The 22,638-nt window shown below is 72.0% G+C and carries 20 protein-coding genes; 9 read left to right on the top strand and 11 right to left on the bottom strand.

What is annotated here, in order from left to right:
* Positions 1–93: 93 nt before the first annotated feature.
* On the bottom strand, positions 94–2,319 hold the full coding sequence (locus AC0682_RS14535; protein ID WP_478533099.1) for a transglycosylase domain-containing protein: 2,226 nt from the start codon (positions 2,317–2,319) through the stop codon (positions 94–96).
* 240 nt (positions 2,320–2,559) lie between these two features.
* Between AC0682_RS14535 and AC0682_RS14530 the strand changes: the two genes are divergently transcribed.
* The 5 genes from AC0682_RS14530 to AC0682_RS14510 all read left to right on the top strand — a co-directional run bounded on the left by AC0682_RS14530 (position 2,560) and on the right by AC0682_RS14510 (position 7,485).
* On the top strand, positions 2,560–3,528 hold the full coding sequence (locus AC0682_RS14530) for an SPFH domain-containing protein (RefSeq protein WP_478533098.1): 969 nt from the start codon (positions 2,560–2,562) through the stop codon (positions 3,526–3,528).
* Positions 3,525–3,788, top strand: coding sequence for a type II toxin-antitoxin system antitoxin (locus AC0682_RS14525; RefSeq protein ID WP_254811795.1), 264 nt, complete (start codon positions 3,525–3,527; stop codon positions 3,786–3,788). Before AC0682_RS14530 ends, AC0682_RS14525 begins: the two co-directional genes overlap by 4 nt.
* A gap of 99 nt (positions 3,789–3,887) precedes the next feature.
* The gene (locus AC0682_RS14520; protein WP_254811796.1) at positions 3,888–4,412 is read left to right on the top strand and encodes a PadR family transcriptional regulator; all 525 of its coding nucleotides are present in this window, start codon (positions 3,888–3,890) and stop codon (positions 4,410–4,412) included.
* Positions 4,409–5,095: an ABC transporter ATP-binding protein gene (locus AC0682_RS14515; protein ID WP_254811797.1), complete on the top strand. Its 687-nt coding sequence runs from the start codon at positions 4,409–4,411 to the stop codon at positions 5,093–5,095. The genes AC0682_RS14520 and AC0682_RS14515 overlap by 4 nt, the downstream gene beginning before the upstream one ends.
* Positions 5,092–7,485, top strand: a complete 2,394-nt coding sequence (locus tag AC0682_RS14510) for an ABC transporter permease (RefSeq protein ID WP_478533095.1) — start codon at positions 5,092–5,094, stop codon at positions 7,483–7,485. Before AC0682_RS14515 ends, AC0682_RS14510 begins: the two co-directional genes overlap by 4 nt.
* A 109-nt stretch (positions 7,486–7,594) precedes the next feature.
* On the opposite strand, the gene AC0682_RS14505 is transcribed toward AC0682_RS14510, so the two are convergent.
* Positions 7,595–8,584, bottom strand: a complete 990-nt coding sequence (locus AC0682_RS14505; RefSeq protein ID WP_478533093.1) for a hydrogen peroxide-inducible genes activator — start codon at positions 8,582–8,584, stop codon at positions 7,595–7,597.
* A 132-nt stretch (positions 8,585–8,716) separates the two neighbouring features.
* Here AC0682_RS14505 and AC0682_RS14500 point away from each other — a divergent pair, with 132 nt between their 5' ends.
* Together AC0682_RS14500 and AC0682_RS14495 are read left to right on the top strand one after the other, a co-directional pair.
* Entirely contained in the window at positions 8,717–9,271 is a 555-nt protein-coding gene (locus tag AC0682_RS14500) for a peroxiredoxin (RefSeq protein ID WP_254811800.1), read from the top strand.
* 12 nt (positions 9,272–9,283) lie between these two features.
* Positions 9,284–9,817 carry an alkyl hydroperoxide reductase gene (locus tag AC0682_RS14495; RefSeq protein WP_109163846.1) on the top strand — a complete coding sequence of 178 codons (534 nt, stop codon included), beginning with the start codon at positions 9,284–9,286 and terminating at the stop codon, positions 9,815–9,817.
* A gap of 79 nt (positions 9,818–9,896) precedes the next feature.
* On the opposite strand, the gene AC0682_RS14490 is transcribed toward AC0682_RS14495, so the two are convergent.
* From AC0682_RS14490 to AC0682_RS14475, 4 genes are all read right to left on the bottom strand, one after another.
* Entirely contained in the window at positions 9,897–11,324 is a 1,428-nt protein-coding gene (locus AC0682_RS14490) for an AI-2E family transporter (protein ID WP_254811801.1), read from the bottom strand.
* A 121-nt stretch (positions 11,325–11,445) separates the two neighbouring features.
* Positions 11,446–12,168: an aggregation-promoting factor C-terminal-like domain-containing protein gene (locus AC0682_RS14485; RefSeq protein WP_254811802.1), complete on the bottom strand. Its 723-nt coding sequence runs from the start codon at positions 12,166–12,168 to the stop codon at positions 11,446–11,448.
* 391 nt (positions 12,169–12,559) lie between these two features.
* Positions 12,560–13,882 carry a PhoH family protein gene (locus AC0682_RS14480; RefSeq protein ID WP_254811803.1) on the bottom strand — a complete coding sequence of 441 codons (1,323 nt, stop codon included), beginning with the start codon at positions 13,880–13,882 and terminating at the stop codon, positions 12,560–12,562.
* A gap of 410 nt (positions 13,883–14,292) precedes the next feature.
* Complete coding sequence (locus tag AC0682_RS14475; RefSeq protein ID WP_254813196.1) at positions 14,293–15,054, bottom strand: isoprenyl transferase; 762 nt, start codon at positions 15,052–15,054, stop codon at positions 14,293–14,295.
* Between the two features lie 217 nt (positions 15,055–15,271).
* Between AC0682_RS14475 and mgrA the strand changes: the two genes are divergently transcribed.
* Positions 15,272–16,321, top strand: a complete 1,050-nt coding sequence (mgrA, locus tag AC0682_RS14470) for an L-glyceraldehyde 3-phosphate reductase (RefSeq protein WP_478533091.1) — start codon at positions 15,272–15,274, stop codon at positions 16,319–16,321.
* A gap of 592 nt (positions 16,322–16,913) precedes the next feature.
* Here the strand turns inward: mgrA and AC0682_RS14465 are convergent.
* The 3 genes from AC0682_RS14465 to AC0682_RS14455 all read right to left on the bottom strand — a co-directional run bounded on the left by AC0682_RS14465 (position 16,914) and on the right by AC0682_RS14455 (position 19,449).
* Entirely contained in the window at positions 16,914–17,357 is a 444-nt protein-coding gene (locus AC0682_RS14465; RefSeq protein WP_478533090.1) for a hypothetical protein, read from the bottom strand.
* 172 nt (positions 17,358–17,529) lie between these two features.
* Positions 17,530–18,339, bottom strand: a complete 810-nt coding sequence (locus AC0682_RS14460) for a class I SAM-dependent methyltransferase (RefSeq protein WP_478533089.1) — start codon at positions 18,337–18,339, stop codon at positions 17,530–17,532.
* Between the two features lie 282 nt (positions 18,340–18,621).
* Positions 18,622–19,449, bottom strand: coding sequence for a prepilin peptidase (locus AC0682_RS14455; protein ID WP_478533087.1), 828 nt, complete (start codon positions 19,447–19,449; stop codon positions 18,622–18,624).
* A gap of 199 nt (positions 19,450–19,648) precedes the next feature.
* Here AC0682_RS14455 and AC0682_RS14450 point away from each other — a divergent pair, with 199 nt between their 5' ends.
* The gene (locus tag AC0682_RS14450) at positions 19,649–20,062 is read left to right on the top strand and encodes a DUF192 domain-containing protein (protein WP_478533085.1); all 414 of its coding nucleotides are present in this window, start codon (positions 19,649–19,651) and stop codon (positions 20,060–20,062) included.
* Positions 20,063–20,324: 262 nt separating this feature from the next.
* Here AC0682_RS14450 and AC0682_RS14445 read toward each other — a convergent pair whose 3' ends face one another.
* Entirely contained in the window at positions 20,325–21,671 is a 1,347-nt protein-coding gene (locus tag AC0682_RS14445) for a hypothetical protein (RefSeq protein ID WP_478533084.1), read from the bottom strand.
* Positions 21,672–21,779: 108 nt separating this feature from the next.
* Positions 21,780–22,373: a hypothetical protein gene (locus tag AC0682_RS14440; RefSeq protein ID WP_478533206.1), complete on the bottom strand. Its 594-nt coding sequence runs from the start codon at positions 22,371–22,373 to the stop codon at positions 21,780–21,782.
* Positions 22,374–22,638: the final 265 nt, after the last annotated feature.

The following is a 22,638-nucleotide window of genomic DNA, read 5'->3' as shown; positions in this document are numbered from 1 at the left end:
GGTGCCGAGGTCCCCACAAGGGGCGATGAGAAGAGGAGGGGGGAGGGGTGCCCCCGCCGGGCCCCCCCCCTCACCCCTGTCGTGCGTGCGGGGTCAGTCCCCCGCGCCTCCGGGCCGCTCGCCCGGCTGCCCGTCGCTCTCCCCCGGCTGGGGCGGGGTCTCGGGGTTGGTGGGCGGGGCGGTCGGCGGGGTGATCGTCGGCGGGGCCGAGGGCGTGGTCGGGGTCTCGCTGGGCGTCTCGCTCGGCGGAGTCTCCGACGGCTTCTCGGACGGGGTGGGCTTCTCCGACGGGGTCGGCTCCTCCGACGGCGTCGTCGTGGGGCTCGGCGGGGGCGGCGGGACCTCGCCGCGCTCCACGTCCTGGAGGTCGAACTTGGCGTTCGAGCCGCCGCCGAGGGCGCCGAGGGTGTAGTCCGCCCAGATCCGGGCCGGGAAGCCGCCGCCGTTGGCCCGGCCGGAGTTGGCCGTACCGGTGAGGGAGACCTGCCGGCCGCCCTGGGGGGACTCGCCGAAGAGGGCGACGACCGTGGTCAGCTCGGGGGTGTACCCGGCGAACCAGGCCGACTTGTTCTCCTCCGACGTACCCGTCTTGCCCGCCGCCTGGTAGGCGGAGGTGTTGGCGGCGCGGCCGGAGCCGGACTGGACGACCCCGGTGAGCGCGGAGGTCACGGTGTCGGCCGAGGCGCGGCTGATCACCTGCTGCTGCTTGGGCGCCCCCGGCTTCACCGTACGGGCGCGGTGCTCGGCGGACTGGAGGATGTGCGGGGTGACCTTGCGACCGTGGTTGTCGAGGGTCGCGTAGACGCCCGCCATGTCCCAGGTCGAGGCGTTCATGGTGCCGAGGGTGACGGCGGGGCGCTCGGGGAAGTTCTTGTCCGGTACGCCGAGGGCGAGCGCGGTCTTCTTGGTGGCGGCGGGCGTCACGTCCACGATCATCTGCGCGAAGACGGAGTTGACCGAGCTGTTCATCGCCTTCTGGACGGAGATCGGGCCGTAGCTCCGGTCGTCCTCGTTCTGCGGGTTGAACGGGGTGTCGCTGCCGACGACGGGCCGCTTGCTGGTGCCGTCGTAGACCGTGTTGAGTCCGATCAGACTGCCGTCCTGCGTCTTCGCCTCGTTCTCCAGGGCGGCGGCGAGCACCAGCGGCTTGAAGGTGGAGGCCGGCTGGTAGTCCTGGCGGGTGGCGTTGTTGACGTAGTGCTTGACGTAGTCCTCGCCGCCGTACATCGCGAGGACCTTGCCCGTCTTCGGGTCGACGGAGGTCGCGCCGGCCTGGACGGTGGCGTCGATCTTGTTGCCCTCGCGGTCGAGCTGGGACTCCAGCTCCTTGCGCATCGACTTCTCCAGCTGCTGCTGGTGCTTCTTGTCGATGGTGAGGGTGAAGGTCCAGCCGCCCGCCTCACGGTCCTCGGCGGAGATGCCCTGCTTGTCCAGCTCCTTGTTGACCGCCTCGACGAGATAGCCGGTCTGGCCCTCCATGCCCTGGGCGGGCTTGGGCTTGTCCGGGACCGGGAACTCCTGCTTCGCCCGCTCGGCCTCGGTCAGCCAGCCCATCTCCACCATGTTCTTCAGGGTGTAGGCCCAGCGGTCCTTGACCAGGCGCTTGCCGGTGTCGGTGGCGGTGGCCCAGTCGTACTGGCTGGGGGCCTGGAGGAGGGAGGCGAGGTAGGCGCCCTGGGAGACGTCCAGGTCCTTGGCGTCGATGCCGTAGTACGCCTGGGAGGCCGCCTGGATGCCGCTGGCGCCGCGTCCGTAGTAGGCGGTGTTGATGTACCCGGCGAGGATCTGCTCCTTGGACTGCTTCTGGTCGACCTTCAGCGAGATCACCAGCTCGCGGAGCTTGCGGCTGATGGTGGGGTCCTGCGTCAGGTAGTAGTTCTTCACGTACTGCTGGGTGATGGTCGAGCCACCCTGCTTGCCCTTGCCGCTGAGCGTGTTGATCAGACCGCGGGTCGTGCCCTTGAGGTCGATGCCCTGGTCCTTGTAGAAGGTCTTGTTCTCGGCGGCGACGAAGGTGCGCTGCACCTCCGTGGGCACCTGGGCCAGGTCGACGATCTGCCGGTTGACGCCGTTGTCGGAGCGGGCGAGGACCGTGCCGTCGCTGTACTGGTAGACGTTGCTCTGCCGCTCCGCGAGGGCGTTGGGGGCGGGGACGGGAACGTACAGGTAGAGCGCGAGGAAGGCGCCCATGCCCAGCAGGACGATCCCGAAGAACGTCCCCAGCAGCTTCTTCCACGTGAAGAGTCTGCGTATGCCCCCGCTCTTCGCAGCCCGGCGCGATCCCCGCGCCTGGGCTCGTCGCGCATCCGCTCGACCCATGACTGTGTTGCTCCCGCTTCTCTGCTCGACCGGCTCGCTCGGTCCACCCAGTCCGTTCAGACCTGCCAGCTAACACCGTCGGCAGGGACAAATGGCAAGCGATCCAGTCTTTTCCGGACGTGACAATCAGCACGCGTTCCCTAGGGAACCGACTCCTGGAGGGTTCACAAGGTTGCGAGAACTGTTAATGTGAAATCACATTGCTAGCGCGACGCGCGCCGGCACGGAACGGGGGACCCCATGACCGGACAGCACGACGGCCACCGCCCGGAGGCCGCGGCCCCACTCGACATCGACGCACCCGACATGCCGGAGCCGCAGGTCACGGAGGTCACCGCGCACTCGATCCCGGGCGGCCTGGGGCTGCTGCTGACCGTGTTCGGGGTGCTCTTCGGAATCAGTCTCGCCATCGCGGGCGGCATGATCGGGGCGGGCGGCAACAACGCCGTCGGCGTGCCGCTCTGCGTCTTCGGCATCCTGCTCACCCTCACCTCGTTCTTCTGCATGAGCGGTGTGAAGATGGTCGCTCCGGGCGAGGCCCGGGTGATCCAGCTCTTCGGGCGGTACGTCGGCACCATCCGCGCCGACGGGCTGCGCTGGGTCAACCCGCTCACCTCCAGCCGCAGGATCTCCACCCGCGTCCGCAACCACGAGACCGCCGTCCTCAAGGTCAACGACGCCTACGGCAACCCGATCGAGCTGGCCGCGATCGTCGTCTGGAAGGTCGAGGACACCGCACAGGCCCTCTTCGAGGTCGACGACTTCCTGGAGTTCGTCGCCACCCAGACCGAGTCGGCCGTCCGGCACATAGCCATCGAGTACCCGTACGACGCCCACGAGGAGGACGGCCTCTCGCTGCGCGGCAACGCCGAGGAGATCACCGAGAAGCTGGCCGTCGAGCTGACCGCCCGGGTGAAGGCCGCGGGCGTCCGCATCATCGAGTCGCGCTTCAGCCACCTCGCGTACGCCCCCGAGATCGCCTCCGCCATGCTCCAGCGCCAGCAGGCCGGCGCGGTCGTCGCGGCCCGCCAGCAGATCGTCGAGGGTGCGGTGGGCATGGTCGAGATGGCCCTGACCCGGATCGCCGAGCAGGACATCGTGGAGCTGGACGCCGAGCGGAAGGCCGCCATGGTCAGCAATCTGATGGTGGTGCTGTGCGGTGACCGCGCGGCCCAGCCGGTCCTCAATACGGGCAGCCTCTACCAGTGACCGACGAGACACCGCCCCGGCGGACGCCGGCCGCCCGGCCGCGGCAGCGCAAGCAGATGCTGCTGCGGCTGGACCCCGCGGTGCACGACGCGCTGGCCCGCTGGGCCTCCGACGAGCTGCGCAGCGCCAACGCGCAGATCGAGTTCCTGCTGCGCCGGGCGCTGAAGGAGGCGGGGCGGCTGCCGGGTTCGGCGGCACCCATCGCCCGCCGGGGCCGCCCGCCGAAGCGGCCCCCGGAGGAGCCGGGGACGGACGCGTAGGGCCCCGCGGACCGGGTCAGAAGGGCCCCCTCCTGAGCCGGTGGAGGTATTCCGACCGCATATACACGCCAGGTATACACGCCGTGTAGAGTGCTCCCCATGTCTATCGGTCACACCCTCCTGGGACTCCTGGAAGCCGGGCCACGCCACGGCTACGACCTGAAGCGGACGTTCGACGAGAAGTTCGGCCAGGACCGCCCCCTCCACTACGGCCAGGTCTACTCGACGATGTCGCGCCTCCTGAAGAACGGGCTCGTCGAGGTCGACGGCATAGAGAGCGAAGGGGGGCCCGAGCGCAAGCGGTACGCCATCACGGACGCCGGGATCACCGACGTCTCGCGCTGGCTCGCCCAGCCCGAGAAGCCGGAGCCGTACCTCCAGTCCACGCTCTACACCAAGGTCGTCCTGGCGCTCCTCACCGACCGCAGCGCGGCCGACGTGCTGGACACCCAGCGCTCGGAGCACCTGCGGATGATGCGCATCCTCACCGACCGCAAGCGGAAGGGCGACCTCGCCGACCAGCTGATCTGCGACCACGCCCTGTTCCACCTGGAGGCCGATCTGCGCTGGCTGGAACTGACCGCCGCCCGGCTCGACCAGCTCTCCAAGGTGGTGGCCGCGTGACCCCCGAAGGCGCCCTGCTCGCCGCCCACGACCTGCGCAAGACCTACGGTTCGACGCCCGCCCTGGACGGTGCCTCGTTCTCCGTCCACCCCGGTGAGGTCGTCGCCGTGATGGGCCCCTCCGGCTCCGGCAAGTCGACCCTGCTGCACTGCCTGGCCGGGATCATCACCCCGGACTCCGGCACCATCACCTACGCCGGCCGCGAGCTGTCCGCGATGTCGGACGCCGAGCGCAGCGCCCTGCGCCGCAGCGACTTCGGCTTCGTCTTCCAGTTCGGCCAGCTGGTGCCCGAGCTGACCTGCGTGGAGAACGTCGCGCTGCCGCTGCGGCTCAACGGGGTGAAGCGCAAGGCCGCCGAGCGCACCGCCCGGGAGTGGATGGAGCGCCTGGAGGTCGAGGACCTCGGCGCCAAGCGCCCCGGCGAGGTCTCCGGCGGTCAGGGCCAGCGGGTCGCCGTGGCCCGCGCGCTGGCCGGCTCCCCGAAGGTGGTCTTCGCGGACGAGCCGACCGGCGCCCTGGACTCCCTCAACGGCGAGCGGGTGATGGAGCTGCTCACCGAGGCCGCCCGCTCCTCCAACGTGGCGGTCGTCCTGGTCACCCACGAGGCCCGGGTCGCCGCCTACTCCGACCGTGACGTCACCGTGCGCGACGGCCGGGCGCTCGACCTGGAGCACGCCGTATGACGCTGCTCGACTCCCGTACGACACCGCCCGCCGCACCGGAGAGCCCGAAGCCGTCCCCGCGCGGCGCGGCCGCCCTCCGGGACCTCGGCCTCGGCATCCGGTTCGCCGCCGCCGGGGGCCGGGAGGGCTGGATACGTACGCTGCTGACGGCGGTCGGTGTCGGCCTCGGGGTGGCGCTGCTGCTGCTCGCCTCCGCCGTGCCGCACATGCTCGACGCCCGCTCCGGCCGCGACCAGGCCCGCAGCGAGGTGAAGGTCTCCGCCGACGACTCGGCGAAGTCCGACACCTCGGTGCTGCGGCTCGACACGAGCACGGAGTACCGCGACCGGACGGTCATCGGCCGGCTGCTGCACGCCGAGGGTTCGGCGCCCGTCCGCCCGCCGGGGGTGGCCCGCTTCCCCGGGCCGGGCGAGATGGTGGCCTCCCCCGCGCTGAAGGAGCTGCTCGAAGCGCCCGGCAGCGAACTGCTGCGCGAGCGGCTGCCGTACGACATCACCGGCACGATCGGTGACACCGGGCTGCGCTCGCCCAATGAGCTGTTCTACTACGCGGGCAGCGACACCCTGACGCCCGCCGCCGGGGCCGAGCGGATCTCCGGCTACGGGCAGCACCGCGAGGCCGACCCGCTCCCGCCGCTGCTCGTCGTGCTGACCGTCATGGTCTGTGTCGTGCTGCTGGTGCCGGTAGCCATCTTCATCGCCACCGCCGTGCGGTTCGGCGGCGACCGGCGCGACCGCAGGCTGGCCGCGCTGCGCCTGGTCGGCGCGGACATCCGTACCACCCGGCGCGTGGCCGCCGGGGAGGCGCTGTTCGGGGCGGTGCTCGGGCTGCTGTTCGGGCTGGTCTTCTTCCTGGTGGGGCGGGAGTTCGTCGGCTCGGTAGAGGTCTGGGACGTCAGCGCGTTCCCGGCCGACGTGGTGCCCGATCCGCTGCTCGGCCTGCTGATCACGGTCGCGGTGCCGCTGACCGCCGTGCTCGTCACGCTGGTCGCGATGCGCTCGGTGGCGATCGAGCCGCTCGGCGTCGTGCGCCGGGGCAAGGACCGGGGCCGCCGGCTCTGGTGGCGGCTGCTCATGCCCGTCGGGGGTCTGGCGGTGCTCGGGATCACCGGCCGGGTCGACGAGTACGCGTACGAGCCGGTGAAGCCGTTCCCGATCGCGGCCGGGGCCGTGCTGGTGCTGGTCGGTCTCGCCCTGCTGCTGCCGTGGCTGGTCGAGGCGTGCGTGAAGCGGCTGCGCGGCGGTCCGGTGCCCTGGCAACTGGCCGTGCGCAGGCTCCAGCTGAGCAGCGAGGCCGCGTCCCGCGCGGTCAGCGGGGTCACGGTGGCGGTGGCCGGGGCGATCGCCCTCCAGATGCTGTTCGCGGCGATGAACGCCGACTTCAACCGGGTGACCGGCCAGGACCCCGCCCGGGCCCAGTTCGCCGCCTACTCGGAGAACGTCACCGGCGAGGCGGCCACCTCGGCCATCGAGCAGTTCCGCGCCACCAAGGGCGTGGACGTGGTGATCGGCTCGGTGCAGGCGTACGCCTCCAAGCCCGGCGTCTACGCCGACGACGACATCCCGCCCACCACCTCGATGACCGTCGGCACCTGCGAGACCCTGCGCGAGCTGGCCCGGATCACCTCCTGCGAGGACGGCGACACCTTCGTCGTCCACCCGCCGGGCGACAAGGACATGTCCTTCTGGATCGACCAGGCCGCCCGCAAGGGCCAGGTGGTCGAGATCGGCTCCGGGGAGGGCAAGCCGCTGCGGTGGACGCTGCCCGCCGACTCCCCCACCGTGCAGGGCCGCAAGGACCCGATGGGCGACCCGCACTACGGGATCATGGCCACCACCGGCGCGGTCGACGCGGGTACGCTGCCCGGCGCGCAGATCACCGCCCAGATCCGGGTCGACCGGAGCGTGCCGGACGTCGCCGAGCACGTACGGAACACGGCGGCCCGCATCGACCCGGGGATGCGCTTCGTCACCCTGGACTCGGTGGAGCGCGACCGCCAGTACGACAGCATCCAGACCGGGCTCAAGGTGGGGGCGAGTGTGGTGCTGCTGCTGATCGCCGCCTCGATGCTGGTCTCCCAGGTGGAGCAGTTGCGCGAGCGCAAGCGGCTGCTGTCGGTGCTGGTCGCCTTCGGCACCCGGCGTACGACGATGGGCTGGTCGGTGCTGTGGCAGACCGCCGTCCCGGTCTTCCTCGGCCTGGTGGTCGCGGTCGCGGGCGGGCTGGGGCTGGGCGCCGTGCTGGCCTGGATGATCGCGAAGTCCGTCTCCGACTGGTGGCTGTTCCTGCCGCTGACGGGGGTCGGCGCGGGGCTGATCCTGCTGGTGACGGCGGCGTCGATGCCCTCGCTGTGGCGGCTGATGCGGCCGGACGGGCTGCGGACGGAGTAGCGGGAGCGGGGAGCACGCGGGTGCGACCGGGCGGAAGTCCGGCCGCACCCGCGTGCGTTCGTACGGCAGACACGTCGATCACCCGGCCGCACCGCACGCGCTCATGCGCTCAAGCGGGAGGCGCGTCCACCACCCGCACCGGGAGCGGCTTCATCGCCCCGCGCAGCGCCGCCCCGAACTCCTCGAACTCGCCGCCCCGCGCGGAGCCCGCCCGCATCGCGAGCGCCACTCGCCGGGTCGGGGCCGGGTGGGCGAAGTACCCGGTGGCCAGGGCGTCGTTGCGGGCGGTCTCCACCGTGAGGGCGGTCCGCGGCAGCAGCGTCACCCCGAGCCCGCCCGCCACCAGCTGGACCAGGGTGGAGAGCCCGGCGGCGGTCGTGGTGACCGGGGCCCCCTCCGTACGGCCCGCCTCCCGGCAGATGTCCAGGGCCTGGTCGCGCAGGCAGTGGCCCTCGTCCAGAAGGAGCAGCGGCAGCTCCCGAAGCGCCTCGCGCGGGATGTCGGCCCGGCCGCCGAGCCGGTGGTCCTGCTCCATGACCAGCACGAAGTCCTCGTCGAAGAGCGGGATCTCGCTCACCCCGGGGACCCCGAGGGGCACGGCGAGGAGGAGCAGGTCCAGGCGTCCGGCGGCGAGCCCCTCCAGCAGGGAGGAGGTCTGCTCCTCGTGGACCTGGAGGTCGAGGGAGGGGTAGCGGTCGTGGACCAGCCGGAGCACGGTGGGCAGGAGGTACGGGGCGACGGTCGGGATCACGCCGAGCCGGAGCACCCCGGTGAACGGCGCCCGGGCGGCTTCGGCCTCCTCCATCAGCGCGGCGACGGCCTCCAGCACGACGGCGGTCCGCCCCGCGAGCCGCTCCCCGGCGGGCGAGAGCAGCACCTTGCGCGTCGTGCGCTCGATGAGCTGGACACCGAGTGCCTCCTCCAGAGTGGAGACGGCTCCGGAGAGTGCCGGCTGACTCATCCCGATTGCTGCCGCCGCGTCCCGGAAGTGCAGATGTTCCGCCACGGCCGCGAAGGCGCGCAGCTGCGACAGGCTGGGCTGCCTGGTGGCCGGCTTACCGGACTGCTTGGGACGTATGCCCTGTTTCCCCTGGCCCACTGATAGGCACCTCCGATCATCACGACCGAGTGTAGCTATTTCCCTGATCAATGCACTCTGTGCCAAGGTGGATCTCGTCCAACCCTCAGGAACTCTCCCAAAAGGGGAGTTCCGACGTTGCAAGGAGTGCGCGTGCTCACTGTCGGTGACAAGTTCCCCGAGTTCGACCTGACCGCTTGTGTCTCGCTGGAGAGCGGCAAGGAGTTCGAGCAGATCAACCACAAGACCTACGAGGGCAAGTGGAAGATCGTCTTCGCATGGCCGAAGGACTTCACCTTCGTCTGCCCCACGGAGATCGCCGCCTTCGGCAAGCTGAACGAGGAGTTCGCCGACCGCGACGCCCAGATCCTCGGCTTCTCCGGTGACTCCGAGTTCGTGCACCACGCCTGGCGCAAGGACCACCCGGACCTGACCGACCTGCCCTTCCCGATGCTGGCCGACTCGAAGCACGAGCTGATGCGGGACCTCGGCATCGAGGGCGAGGACGGCTTCGCCCAGCGCGCCGTCTTCATCGTCGACCCGAACAACGAGATCCAGTTCACGATGGTGACCGCCGGTTCCGTGGGCCGCAACCCCAAGGAGGTCCTGCGGGTCCTCGACGCCCTGCAGACCGACGAGCTGTGCCCGTGCAACTGGACCAAGGGCGAGAACACCCTCGACCCGGTCGCGCTCCTCTCGGGCGAGTGAGCTGATACCGACATGGCTCTCGACGAACTGAAGTCCGCCATACCGGACTTCGCCAAGGACCTGAAGCTGAACCTCGGTTCGGTCATCGGCAACAGCGACCTCCCGCAGCAGCAGCTGTGGGGCACCGTGCTGGCCTGCGCGATCGCCTCGCGCTCGCCGAAGGTGCTGCGCGAGCTGGAGCCCGAGGCGAAGGCCAACCTCTCGCCGGAGGCGTACACCGCGGCGAAGTCGGCGGCCGCCGTCATGGCGATGAACAACGTCTTCTACCGGACCCGGCACCTGCTGTCGGACCCGGAGTACGGCACGCTCCGCGCGGGCCTGCGGATGAACGTCATCGGCAACCCGGGCGTGGAGAAGGTCGACTTCGAGCTGTGGTCGCTCGCCGTCTCCGCGATCAACGGCTGCGGCCAGTGCCTGGACTCCCACGAGCAGGTGCTCCGCAAGGCCGGCGTGGACCGGGAGACCATCCAGGAGGCCGTCAAGGTCGCCTCGGTGATCCAGGCCGTCGGTGTGACCCTCGACGCCGAGGCCGTACTCGCCGAGTAGTCACCCGCACCACACTCGCTACGCGCGGAGCCCCGGGACGACCGACCGTCCCGGGGCTCCTACGTGTACGCGACGACTCCTATGTCCGCGGCGGCTCGCCATCGGACGGCTCCGGGGGTACGGCCTCGCCGTCCGGCTCGCCCGGACCGGTCCGGGGTGCGGCGGCGGCGGGCGGCGGGGCCGGTGGCTCTGCCGGGCCCGCCGCCGGGGCGATGCCCAGCGCGGTGGCCCCGTGCTGTCCGCCGACCGGGCCGGCCGTCGCGTACGAGCGCAGATATCCGACCACCGTGTTGGTGACCGCGACCAGCGGTACGGCGACGACCGCGCCGCCGATGCCCGCGACGAGGCCGCCCGTCGCCACCGAGAGGACCACGGCCAGCGGGTGGACCCGCACCGCCCGGCCGAGGATGAACGGCTGGAGGATGTGGCCCTCGATCTGCTGCACCGCCAGCACCACGACCAGCACCATCAGCGCGGTGAACACGCCCTCGGTGACCAGCGCGACGACCACCGCCAGCGCCCCGGAGACCACGGCACCGAGCAGCGGGATGAAGGCGAACAGGAAGATGAAGACGGCCAGCGGCACCGCGAGCGGCACATTGAGGAAGTAGAGGCCGAGGCCGATGAAGATGGCGTCGATCAGGGCGACGAGCACCGTACCGCGGACGTAGGCGGTCAGGGTCCGCCAGGCGCGCGGTCCGGCCCCCGCGACCCCGGGGCGGGCGGCGGCGGGCACCAGCTTCAGGGACCACTCCCAGATGCGCCGGCCGTCGTAGAGCAGGAAGAGCGTGGAGAACATCGCGAGCAGCAGCCCGGTGAGGAACTCCACCATCACGGTGACACCCTGGAGACCGGCGGAGGTGATCTCCTCGGTGTTGGTGCTGATGGTGTCGCTGAGGTTCTTGGCGATGTCGTTGATCTGCGACTCGGTGACATGGAAGGGGCTGTCCAGCAGCCAGCGCTTCAACTCGTCGATGCCGTCGCGGACCCGGTCGGAGAGCGTGTCGAGGTTCTCCATCACCTGCCACACGACGAACCAGCCGACCAGCCCGATGACGACGAACCCGAGTACGGCGGTCACAGCGGTGGCGAGCCCGTGCGGCAGCCCTGTCCGCTTGAGCCGGACCACGGTCGGCTGGAGCATCGCGGTGATGAGCAGGGCCGCGGCGAAGGCGAGGACGACCAGCTGCACGGCGGTGATGACCTGCATCAGCACCCAGAGGGTCCCGGCCAGCACGAGCAGCCGCCAGCCCGCCTCGGCCGCGACCCGCATCCCCCACGGAATGGCGGCCACCGGATCCGGTTTGGCGGCGACGGAGGGCGCGTACGAGGGGGGCGCGGGCACCTGCCCCGGGTCCGGGGACTCCGGGGCGACGGCGGGGCCGGGGCCCGGGCCTCCGAGGGGGTCGTCGTCGGCCGCGGCGGCCGCCCGGCGCTCTTCCAGGCGAGCGCCCAGCTCCGTCAGTTCGGACCCGAAGCGGCCCAGCCAGCCCGGTAGTTTCGACATGTCCCTTTCCCTTCCCCCATCTTCGCTCCCCAGCGCTGCCCTGGATCGCCGGATGCGACCGTACACGCGAGGAGCCCCCCACCGCGGATGGCGGTGGGGGGCTCCTGGGGGCTGTCGGACCCTAGTACCAGTTGTTCGCCTGCCAGAAGGACCAGGCGCCGCACGGGGAGCCGTAGCGGCTGTCCATGTAGCTGAGGCCCCACTTGATCTGGGTGGCCGGGTTGGTCTGCCAGTCGGCGCCGGCGGAGGACATCTTGTGGCCCGGGAGGGCCTGCATCAGTCCGTACGCACCGGAGGACGGGTTGACCGCGCGGTAGTTCCAGGTCGATTCGTGGTTCACGATGTTGCTGAAGCACTGGAACTGGTCGGCGGGGACCATCTGGCGGGCCATCGCCTTGACCTGGGCGACCGTGTAGGAGCCCTGCGCGGTGAAGGAGGAGGCGTCGCGGACGGCGGACCGGCTGGCGCGCTCGGCCTCCTCCTTCTCCTTCTTCTTCTGCTCGGCGGCCTTGCGGTCGGCCTCGGCCTTCGCCTCGGCGGCGGCCTTCTTGGACTTGGCGTCCTTGGCTGCCTGGAGGCGGGCGGACTCCTCGGCCGACTTCTTCGCGGCGGCGTCGGCGGCGGATGCCTGGGCATCGGCCTGCTGCGTCAGCGAAGCGGTCTGGACCTGGGCCTGCTGGCCCGCGGGGATGTCTGCGAGCAGCGTGGTGTCGGCTGCGGCAGCCTCGAAGTTGTTGTCGTCGGCGGCAGGTGCGCCGCCCGCAGCAACGCCTACGACGGCGCCAACGGTGGTGACCGCAGTGGCAGATGCCACGGCGAACCCCCGGACCGAGATCCGGCTCACATGGTGTCCTTCCAGCATCGCCCGCTTAGGTGACCTCGCGAGCGCGTTCGTGCCCCTGGCGCTGGCCTCCCTACTGCGTGGGTCACGGGAGGCACGGGCCCGTTGGGCAACCCCGGTCGAGGGGCTGCCGCGTGGTGCTCGCGGGCGGCATACGGACAGGTCTGGTGTGGAGTTGTGTGGTGCGTGGCGCCTCTGGAGGTGCCCGAGTGCCGTATGCGGGGCCTGACGGAAGCAAGACTCTGCCGGACGGGGACGCCACGGGGCAATTCTGTGTTGCGTGGGAAAGGTCACACCTCGTTCGGACCATTGGTTCGGTGCAAATGACGGCGCAACACGGTGCCGCCCGGCTAAGCTCTTTGGCTCGCCGGGCGGCAGGAACGGGACATGCGGGTCAGATGTGCACTTCCTCCAGCATTTCGGTCACCAGTGCGGCGATCCGCGAACGCTCCGAACGCGTGAGCGTCACATGCGCGAAGAGCGGATGGCCCTTCAGCTTCTCGACCACGGCGACGACTCCGTCGTAACGGCCGACCCGGAGGTTGTCCCGCTGGGCCACGTCGTGCGTGAGCACCACGCGCGAATCCGCCCCGATCCGGGACAACACGGTCAGCAGGACATTCCGTTCGAGCGACTGCGCCTCGTCGACGATCACGAAGGCGTCGTGGAGCGAGCGGCCCCGGATGTGGGTGAGCGGCAGGACCTCCAGCATCCCGCGCCCGAGCACCTCCTCGATGACCTCGCGCCCGGCGACCGCCGAGAGCGTGTCGAAGACCGCCTGCGCCCAGGGGCTCATCTTCTCGGCCTCGCTGCCGGGGAGATAGCCCAGTTCCTGGCCGCCCACCGCGTACAGCGGACGGAAGACCATCACCTTCTTGTGCTGCCGGCGCTCCAGCACCGCCTCCAGACCGGCACAGAGGGCGAGCGCCGACTTCCCGGTGCCGGCCCGGCCGCCCAGCGAGACGATGCCGACGTCCGGGTCGAGCAGCAGGTCGAGGGCGATCCGCTGCTCGGCGCTGCGGCCGTGGATCCCGAAGGCCTCCCGGTCGCCGCGCACCAGCCGCACATGCCCCTCGGCCGTCACCCGGCCGAGCGCCTTGCCGCGCTCGGACTGGAGGACGAGCCCGGTGTGGACGGGCAGTTCGGCGGCCTCGGGGACGTACAGCGTCTCCTCGGTGAAGAGCAGGTCGACCTGTTCCCCGGAGAGGGACAGGTCGGCCATTCCGGTCCAGCCGGAGTCGGTGATGGCCAGCTCGGCGCGGTACTCCTCGGCGAGGAGGCCGACCGAGGATGCCTTGATCCGCAGGGGCAGGTCCTTGGAGACGACCGTGACGTCGTACCCCTCCGCCTGGAGGTTGCGGGCGACCGCGAGGATCCGCGAGTCGTTGTCCCCCAGCCGGTAGCCGGCGGGCAGGACCCCGGGGTCGGAGTGGTTGAGTTCGACGCGGAGCGTCCCGCCCAGATCCCCGAGGGGGATGGGGGCGTCCAGCCGGCCGTACCGGATGCGGAAGTCGTCCAGCAGACGCAGGGCCTGGCGGGCGAAGTACCCCAGCTCCGGATGGTGCCGTTTGGCCTCCAGCTCCGTGACCACCACGATCGGCAGCACGACTTCGTGCTCGTCGAAGCGGGCCATGGCTCCGGGATCGGCCAGCAGGACGCTGGTGTCGAGAACGTATGTGCGCCTGTCGGGCATGCGGCGCTTGCTACTGGTCACCACGGAAGGACGTACCCCCTCGGACGAGGTCGGGAAGCGCGACGGACGGCCGCGGAGCTCCCCGAAAGGAGAGGACGGACCGGGATCGGGCCCCTGTGCGCGGGCCGGACCACGGCCTCCGCGTCGGCCGCAGGCTGACTGCGTCTACGGTCCTTCGTGTGCAAAGGGCCTCCCGGGCGAGCGGACTGGGTGCCGCTCACTTGGATGCGACATCCGCCCGGCTGGTGACCGGATGTCGACCTGTCAGGGGTATTCCCTGTTCGGCCCGGAGCCATGCCGCTGCATATGACACGGTGTGGAGAAGTCCCGGTGGACGCGCGGTGACCCCCGTATATACGTGTCGGCCCCCCTGTGGAGGCCCGGTGAGGCCTGTAGAGGGGAGCCGACGTGCACGGAGAAGGGGAGGGCCGGATTCAGGCGCCGTAGCGGCGGTGCCGGGCGGAGTAGTCGCGCAGCGCCCGGAGGAAGTCGACCTTGCGGAAGGCCGGCCAGAAGACCTCGCAGAAGTAGTACTCGGAGTGGGCGCTCTGCCAGAGCATGAAGCCCGACAGCCGCTGCTCACCGCTGGTCCGGATCACCAGGTCGGGGTCGGGCTGACCGCGGGTGTAGAGGTGCTCGGAGATCAGGTCGGTGGAGACGATCTCCGCCAGCTCCTCGAAGGTGGTCCCCCGCTCCGCGTGCTCCATGAGCAGCGAGCGCACGGCGTCCGCGATCTCCTGACGGCCGCCGTAGCCGACGGCGACATTGACGATTATCCCGTCGACGTGGGAGGTCGACTGCTCGGCCTCCTTGAGCACGAGCTGGGTCTCGGCGGGCAGCAGGTCGAGCGTGCCGACGTGGTGGACGCGCCAGCGGCCGTCGGCGGCGAGGTTGCGTACGGTGTTCTCGATGATGCGCAGGAGCGGCTTCAGCTCGTGCTCGGGCCGGTCGAAGTTGTCCGTGGAGAGCATCCAGAGGGTGACGACTTCGACATCGGTCTCGCTGCACCAGCCGAGCAGCTCGGAGATCTTGTCCGCGCCAGCCTGGTGGCCCTGCACGGCCGAGCCCCCCGAAGCCTTGGCCCACCGCCGGTTGCCGTCGAGGATGACCCCGATGTGCTTCGGCACCTGGTCGTGGTCCAGGCGGCCTTCCACCCGGCGCGCGTAGAGCCTGTACACCAGGTCGCGGAAGTTCACTGAGTTCACCCTCTCGGTTCCGTACGGGCCCGGGGCCCGCCCTCCCCGTCGCCGGGGGTCGGGGGCCCACCCCCGCGGGGAGCACCGCACGGTCCGCACGGACCCGCGCGGGCGTGAGCCGCGCCGCACATCTGCGTTCCCCGAAGCCGCCACATTACTGCGACCGGGTCACGGGGGCCCAACCCGGTCTGTCACAACTCCGTGATAAGGAGGGAAAGTGACTGAATACCTCTCCCCCGACCTCTTCTACCGCGCCGCCGGCACGCGCTACGACGCGATGGAGTACCGCCGCAGCGGACGCAGCGGCCTCAAGCTGCCCGCGCTCTCGCTGGGCCTGTGGCACAACTTCGGCGACGACCGGACGCTGGACTCCCAGCGGGCGATCCTGCGCCGCGCCTTCGATCTCGGGGTCACGCACTTCGATCTGGCGAACAACTACGGCCCGCCGCCCGGCTCGGCCGAGCTGAACTTCGGCAGGCTGTTCGCCCAGGACTTCGCCCGATACCGTGACGAACTGGTCATTTCGACCAAGGCCGGCTATCTGATGCATCCCGGCCCGTACGGCGAGTGGGGCTCCCGCAAGTACCTGCTGTCCTCGCTCGACGCCTCGCTGAAGCGGATGGGCGTGGAGTACGTCGACATCTTCTACTCGCACCGCTTCGACCCGCACACCCCGCTGGAGGAGACGATGGGCGCCCTGGCCTCCGCCGTCCGGCAGGGCAAGGCGCTGTACGTGGGCGTCTCCTCGTACAACGCGGAGCAGACGGCCGAGGCGGCCGGGCTGCTGCGGGAGATGGGTGTCCCGGCCCTGATCCACCAGCCGTCCTACTCGATGATCAACCGCTGGATCGAGGACGACGGCCTGCTCGACACGCTGGAGGCGGCCGGCATGGGCTGCATCTCCTTCGTGCCGCTCGCCCAGGGCCTGCTCACCGACAAGTACCTGCAGGGCATCCCGGAGGGCTCGCGCGCCACTCAGGGCAAGTCGCTCGACCCCGGGCTGCTCTCGGACGAGGTCCTGCGCCGACTGCGCGGCCTGAACGACATCGCCCGGGGCCGCGGCCAGTCGCTCGCCCAGATGGCCATCGCGTGGGTGCTGCGTGACAGCCGGATGACGTCGGCGCTGATCGGCGCGTCGAGTGTGCAGCAGCTGGAGGAGAACGTGGCGGCGCTGGCCGGGCCCGCGCTGACGGCCGAGGAGCTGAAGGAGATCGACACCTTCGCCGTGGACACCGAGGGCACCAACATCTGGGCCGGGCGGGGCTGACGAGGCTTCGCCGACTGCGGGGCACCGGGGGCTGGGGGCCGAGAGCAGGGCACGGACGGCGGATCACTGACGACGGATCACTGACGGGGCGTCGGCGATGGCGGACGCCGACGGAGCACCCTCGCCCGCAGAACGCTGACGGCGGGTCAGTGCGCCGCCTGGCCGGGCCGGGAGACCTCGGCGGGGCGGCCCGTACCGGCCCCAAGAAAACGGGCCGGTCCGTGGGGGGGGATACGGACCGGCCCGAGGGGGGGTTTCCACCATAACCCTTCGTAAGTCCTGCGGGGTGCCGCGCCGCGCCACAACTACTCTCCGGGTTCACGGGACTCCGCAACGGCCCGGGACAGCGCCCTGCGACCGGCGCTCACGGGGCCGGATTCGTCCCCGGTATCGAGGGGGTGCCCCGGGGCGCGGCCTTGACGCCGAGGTCTGCCGCCGCTCGCTTGCGTGGACAGGTCCGGGGCCGGGCGCGCGAGCGGACGCCCGGCCCGACCGGCAGGCGGGGAACCACCCGGCGCTGCCGGTGGACGGGGGTGGTGGCGGGCGTCCGGCACCAGCGCCGTCCGGGCGGCGGATCGCGTGCCGGCTCGGCTCAGTGGCGGCGGTGGAAGCGGACCGCCACCGTGTCGCCCGCCGTGACCACGAAGTCGCCCTCCTCGCACCGGATGACCGCCTCGTGGACCTCGCCGTTGCCGTCCCTGCGCTCCAGCGTGCCGACGACCGTCCAGGCCCCCTCGTACGGCACCGGCGGCAGCTGGGTCAGCGGGGCGTGCTGCCACTGGCTCGCCGGTACGCACCAGTCGGGCAGCAGTGGCCAGGTGCCGGGGGTGATGCGTAACGTCCAGTCGGAGGTGCAGGTCAGCAGGACGGACTGGTCCCCCGCGATCACGAACTCCACGGCCTCCGGCTCACCCGCGCGCCCCTCGGGCCGGTAGAAGACCCCGTGCACGGCGGTGATCCGGGAGCCCGTGAGCCAGTCGGAGTTGCCGCCGCGGGCGCGCCCGGCCGGCCCGCACTCGCCGCTCTCCACCGTCATGCCGCTCCCCCTCTGCCTCGCTGCGCCTGCCGCTCCCACCGAGTAGGACGGTGGCGCGCCCGATCGCGTTGCCTGCGGGACGGTGTTGAACTGGCGTCCGTGGTAAGCGGGTTGACCCCTTTTCCGCCCGACCTTCCTCCTCCGACCGTGCCTCGTGACGCATCTTGATACGTCACCGGGGCTTGCGGGCCTCGATCAGGAAGCGCGTGGTGTGGGCGAGGAACGGCCCCTCCTCCTCGATCCTCCGGTGCAGGGAGGCCAGCTGGGGCCGGTACCGCTCGACCGTGAACCCGGGCACCATCCAGATCACCTTGCGGAGGAAGTAGACGACCGCGCCGATGTCGAAGAACTCGGTGCGCAGCCGCTCGGCCCGCAGGTCGACGACGTCCAGCCCGGCGGCCTCGGCGGCGGCGCGGGCGTCCTCGGGGTCGCGGGCGCGGCGCACCTCGGGCGGCTGCGGGCCGAGGAAGTGCTCGACGAGTTCGAAGACGCTGGCCGGGCCGACCTGCTGGGAGAAGTACGTGCCGCCGGGGGCGAGCACCCGGGCGATCTCCTCCCACCAGGTGGTCACCGGATGCCGGCTCACCACCAGGTCGAAGGCCGCGTCCCCGAAGGGCAGCGGCGGCTCGTCCGCGTCCGCCACGACGACGGCACCGAGGGGGTGGAGCCGGGCGGTGGCGCGGGCGATGTTCGGCGGCCAGGACTCGGTGGCCACGGTGAGCGGCGGAAGGACCGGTGCGGCGGCCAGCACTTCGCCGCCCCCGGTCTGGATGTCGAGCGCGGCCCGGGCCCCGGCGAGCCGGTCGGCCATGGCGCGGGCATACCCCCAGGAGGGGCGCTGCTCGGTGGCCCGCCCGTCCAGCCAGGAGAAGTCCCAGCCGTCCACGGAGGCGGCGTCGGCCTCGGCGACGAGAGCCTCGAAGCGGTCGCGGGAGGCCGAGGATTCCGGGGAGGCGAAGGGCGGAGGAGGCTGTGCGGACATACGGGGATCGTGTCAGGCCTGGGCGGAGGGCGCGACCGGATTCCGGAGCCCGGGGCAGAGGGCCCCCCGCCGGGCGGGGCCTCGCCCTTGTCGGCCTCAGTACGGAGTCAGCCGGAGGGAGCAGCCCCCGCACGCCCCCGCACGCCCCCGGAGGCGCACGGAGCGACCGGGGGACGGACCGCTACGCCCCGGGGCCGAACGCGGTAGGGATGAGGTCGCCTGTGTGCCGCCGGGTGGAGTCCTCGTACGTCCCCGGGACCGTACGCGCCCGGGATGAGCGGCTCAGGCCGCCGCACCGCCGAGGAGCACGCCGACCAGTGCGCCCGCGATCATGAACGGACCGAACGGGATGCCGGTCTTGCGCCCCGCCCGGCGCAGCAGGACGAGACCGAGTCCGTACGCCGCACCGAAGAGGAACCCGGCGAACCCGCCCAGGAACAGCACCGCCCAGCCGTACCAGCCGAGGGCGACGCCCAGGGCGAGGGCCAGCTTCACATCGCCGAAGCCCATGCCGTTCGGATTGATGAGGAAGAGCAGGAGGTAGAAGCCACCGAGGGCCGCTCCCCCGAGCAGCCCGGAGGTCCAGGACCCGGCGTGTCCGGGGAGCAGGGCGGCCCCGCCGAGCAGCAGGACGGCCGCGGCGGCGAGGGGCAGGGTGAGGAGGTCGGGCAGCCGGTGGACGCGGCGGTCGACGGCGGCGAGGAGGACCGCGACGGGCGCCAGCAACAGCCACCCGGCCAGCTCGGGCCGGACCCCCGTGGCGGCGGCGAGCGCGAGGCAGGCGACGACGGTGACGAGGGGGGCGAGGGTGCCGGGGGCGTACGGGACGGGGGGACCGGGGGTCCGCGGAACAGCGCCGTCGCCTCCGTACGGGGCGGGCCCGGCACCCTCGCCGTCGTACGGTACGGGTGCCCGCGCGCGAGAGCCGCAGGGGGCGCAGCGGGCCGGGCCGAGCCAGCCGCCGAACGGTCCGGTGAGCGCGTGCCCGGCGGGGCAGGCGGTACGCCAGGTCTCCTCGGGCTCGACAGCGAACCGGTAGGCGGCACGCGGGATCAGCCATCCGGTGGCTCCGCCCCAGACGGCGGCGACGGCGAGCAGCGCGAGGTCCACGGGACGACCCTAATCGGCGGCGAGGGCACGGGGCTTGGGCCCTGGGACCCACTCCGGCCCCGCGTTCGGGACGGGTTCGGGAGCCCCCCGGACCCGTCCCTGACCGTTCCCGTCTCTTCCCGGCCGGTCCCGTCCGTTCCCGTCTCTTCCCGTCCGTTCCTGACCCGGGCGCGGACGCCGGGCGCTACGGTCTGGGGCCATGAGAACGCGGAGATGGCGGGACGGCGAAGGGACGCTCACGGTCGACGGGGGCCAGGAGGCCCGGCGGGTACCGCTGCGGATAGCGGCCTCGTACCGGGCCAGGGCCCGGGGGCTGCTCGGGCGGGACGGGATCGACGGGGCACTGCTGATCACCCCGTGCGGGAGTGTGCACACCTTCCGGATGCGGTTCGCGATCGATGTGGCGTACCTGGACCGGCAGTTCACCGTGCTGGCGGTCCGCACGATGAAGCCCGGCCGCCTGGGCCTCCCCCGCCTGCGGGCCCGCCATGTGGTGGAGGCGGAGGCGGGGGCGATGGAACGGTGGGGAGTACGGCCGGGGGTCCGGCTGAGGCTGCGGGCGGCGGGGACGTCCTGGGGGCGGGACGAGTCCGCCATGTCCTGGGGCCGGTAACCAACGTGCTGGTCATCGGCGCGCCACCATCGGAGGCCGGTCCGCCGGCAGCCGGTCCGCCGGCAGCCGAATGCGCGGCGGCCGAATGCGCGGCGGCCCAAGGGCTGTCCGTCCTCCCTGGTGGAACAGCGCACGGCGTCAGACGCGGCGCGTCGCGAGGCGGCGGGACATCCGCGCGTACGGGATGCACCCGGGCGTTCCGACAACGCCGCGAGGTGCCGTAGCCCCCGTCGTGCGCCCGCCGGGGAAGACGGGGCGGCCCTTAGGGCGGCCCCGCGCCGAGCAGGGTCCAGGCCCCGAAAGCGGCCGACGCGCAGGCGAGCACGGCGAGGACGGTGACGGCGGGAGCGGTGAGGGCCGAGGGCTGCGCAGGGGCCGTGAGCGCCCGGGGCCGCACGAGGGCGTCCCTCGGCGGAGGCGCCTCGCGATCCGCGCCCGCCCCGGTCACGCCGCCCTGCTCCGCACGCACCCCGCCCGGCGCGCCCCGCCCGCCCCCCAGCCGGGCCAGGGCGGCGGCCGGGGGCAGGAGGAGCGGGAAGGCGGGCATCATCAGACGGGGCCGGGAGCCGAAGTAGCCGGCGCCGATCAGCGAGATGACGACGATCGCGACGGTGTAGACGAGGACGGGCAGCGGCAGCCGTTGCCGTACGCAGAGCACCACCAGCCACCCGAGCAGCCCGAGCGCCGCGCAGAGCCCCAGGGCGGCGGGCAGCGGCAGCCCGGCGATGAAGGCGGCGAGCGCGCGTCCGCCGTCGATGTGGTTGCCCCACTGCGCCTGGACGTCGAAATACGCGAACGGGCTTCCTTCGCGCACGGCGACGAACACCACGTACGCCAGCCAGCCCAGCGGCGCGAGCGCCACCCCGGCGAGCATCCGGGCGTTGCGGCGGAGCAGCGGACCGGTACGGCCACCGGCGCGGAACTCCCGTACGAGGGCGGCGGCGGCCGTGATCACCAGGGCCGCGATGAGGGCGGCGGCCGAGGGCCGGGTGAGCCCGGCGAGGACGCACAGCGCCCCCGCCACCGGCCAGCGGCCCTGGAGAACGGCGTACAGCGCCCAGGCGGCCAGGGCGGTGAAGAGCGTCTCCGTGTACGCCATCGACTGGACGAACGCCGTCGGGTACACGCCCCAGAGTGCGGCCAGCACCACCCCCGTACGCCGTCCGTGCAGATGCGCCCCCACGGCGAAGATGCCCCACGCGGCGAGCAGCCCGGCCGTCCAGGCCACGAGGAGTCCGGCACCGCCGAGGGTGAGCGGGGTCACCTCGGAGATGCCGCGCTCCAGGGCGGGGAGAAGGGGGAAGAAGGCCAGGTCGGAGTGGAGGGCCCCGTCGGGGAGGGTGACGGTGTGGCCGTATCCGTTCTCGGCGATGCGCTGGTACCAGACGGAGTCCCAGCGCCCGCTGAGCCGCACCACGGGATCCTTGCCGGAGGCCTGGGCGGCCACCCAGAGGACCAGGAGGCCCAGGGCCCGGACGGCGGCGTAGACCGCGAGCGCGGGCGCGGCGGCCCGCCAGGCGGCGGCCGTGCGGGGGCCGGGGCCGCGCGGGGCCGCCGGGGCCGGGGCGGGGGCGCCGGGCGTCCGGGTGCGGAGGTGGTGATCGGACATACGGCCGATTATGTCGTCCGCTCCGGACATTCCCGACCGCTGCACCGCCTCCCCGCCCGCCCCTCCCCCTCTTCCCTCCCCCTCTTCCCTCCCTCGCCCCGGCTCTGTTCACAGGCTGGGAACAGCACGCCCGAACACCTTCCACGGCGGGATGGTGACGGCGTCCACCACCGTCAGCTGCGGGTGTCCGGCGGCGATCTCCTCCCGCACGGCGAGGGCGTCCGGCCAGGAGTCGAGGTGCGCGGAGCCCTCGATGACGACGCCGTCCCAGTCAGTGCCGCCCGTCGCGCCGCTCCGGTCGACGACGAAGCCGATGCAGAGCACGGACGCCCGGCCGACAGTCCGCCGGATGGCACTCACCGTCCGTTCCCGCTCCACCGGCGGCAGCTCCCCCACGGAGAACTCGACGGCGACGACACCGCCGCGCGCACGCCGTATCCGCACCAGCAGATCGGGGCCGTCGTCCACCCACAGCCGGAAGCCGACCTCCTGAAGTCTTTGCAGACCGGAAATAGAGAGAAGTTGCTCCCGCGTCACCGGCGAACGGGCCCCGCACGAGGGGGCGTCCAGACTGACGAGCACGGCGCGCCCGGTCACGGGATGCACTGGACGAATACCCTCCGACTCCAGGTCACCCAGGAGTGTCGCGGCATCCAGCCGGGCCCAGCCCAGATGGTACGAGTAGAAGAACCCGGCACTCATCGACATTCCACCCCCCGTCACGACCCGAGCCTATTCATTCGCTCACGCAAACACAAGAGCGGGCGGCCGCCGTCACGGCCGAGCGTACCGAGCCGCACCGGGCACGGGCGTGGGCCCACGGGCCCACCGGCGACCCAAAGAGCGGGGCGAAGGGAGCTTCGCAGTCAAACCGGCGCACCGACCGACTGCCCACCGCATCAGGTTCGGTTCGGCCCGGGGTTGGTTCGGCCCGGGGTCGGCCGGGCCCGAAGCCAGGCCGAACCAG

The sequence above is a fragment of the Streptomyces sp. NPDC043746 genome, assembly GCF_056436485.1.
Note: the sequence above shows the minus strand (reverse complement) of the source record. Positions and strands in the feature narration are given on the sequence as shown.

Excerpts from the sequence above, each read along its gene's own strand:
- AC0682_RS14535 (WP_478533099.1), bottom strand. The coding sequence starts at position 2,319 with ATGGGTCGAGCGGATGCGCGACGAGCCCAGGCGCGGGGATCGCGCCGG.
- AC0682_RS14530 (WP_478533098.1), top strand. The coding sequence starts at position 2,560 with ATGACCGGACAGCACGACGGCCACCGCCCGGAGGCCGCGGCCCCACTC.
- AC0682_RS14520 (WP_254811796.1), top strand. The coding sequence starts at position 3,888 with ATGTCTATCGGTCACACCCTCCTGGGACTCCTGGAAGCCGGGCCACGC.
- AC0682_RS14510 (WP_478533095.1), top strand. The coding sequence starts at position 5,092 with ATGACGCTGCTCGACTCCCGTACGACACCGCCCGCCGCACCGGAGAGC.
- AC0682_RS14495 (WP_109163846.1), top strand. The coding sequence starts at position 9,284 with ATGGCTCTCGACGAACTGAAGTCCGCCATACCGGACTTCGCCAAGGAC.
- AC0682_RS14490 (WP_254811801.1), bottom strand. The coding sequence starts at position 11,324 with ATGTCGAAACTACCGGGCTGGCTGGGCCGCTTCGGGTCCGAACTGACG.
- AC0682_RS14465 (WP_478533090.1), bottom strand. The coding sequence starts at position 17,357 with ATGACGGTGGAGAGCGGCGAGTGCGGGCCGGCCGGGCGCGCCCGCGGC.
- AC0682_RS14460 (WP_478533089.1), bottom strand. The coding sequence starts at position 18,339 with ATGTCCGCACAGCCTCCTCCGCCCTTCGCCTCCCCGGAATCCTCGGCC.
- AC0682_RS14450 (WP_478533085.1), top strand. The coding sequence starts at position 19,649 with ATGAGAACGCGGAGATGGCGGGACGGCGAAGGGACGCTCACGGTCGAC.
- AC0682_RS14445 (WP_478533084.1), bottom strand. The coding sequence starts at position 21,671 with ATGTCCGATCACCACCTCCGCACCCGGACGCCCGGCGCCCCCGCCCCG.
- AC0682_RS14440 (WP_478533206.1), bottom strand. The coding sequence starts at position 22,373 with ATGAGTGCCGGGTTCTTCTACTCGTACCATCTGGGCTGGGCCCGGCTG.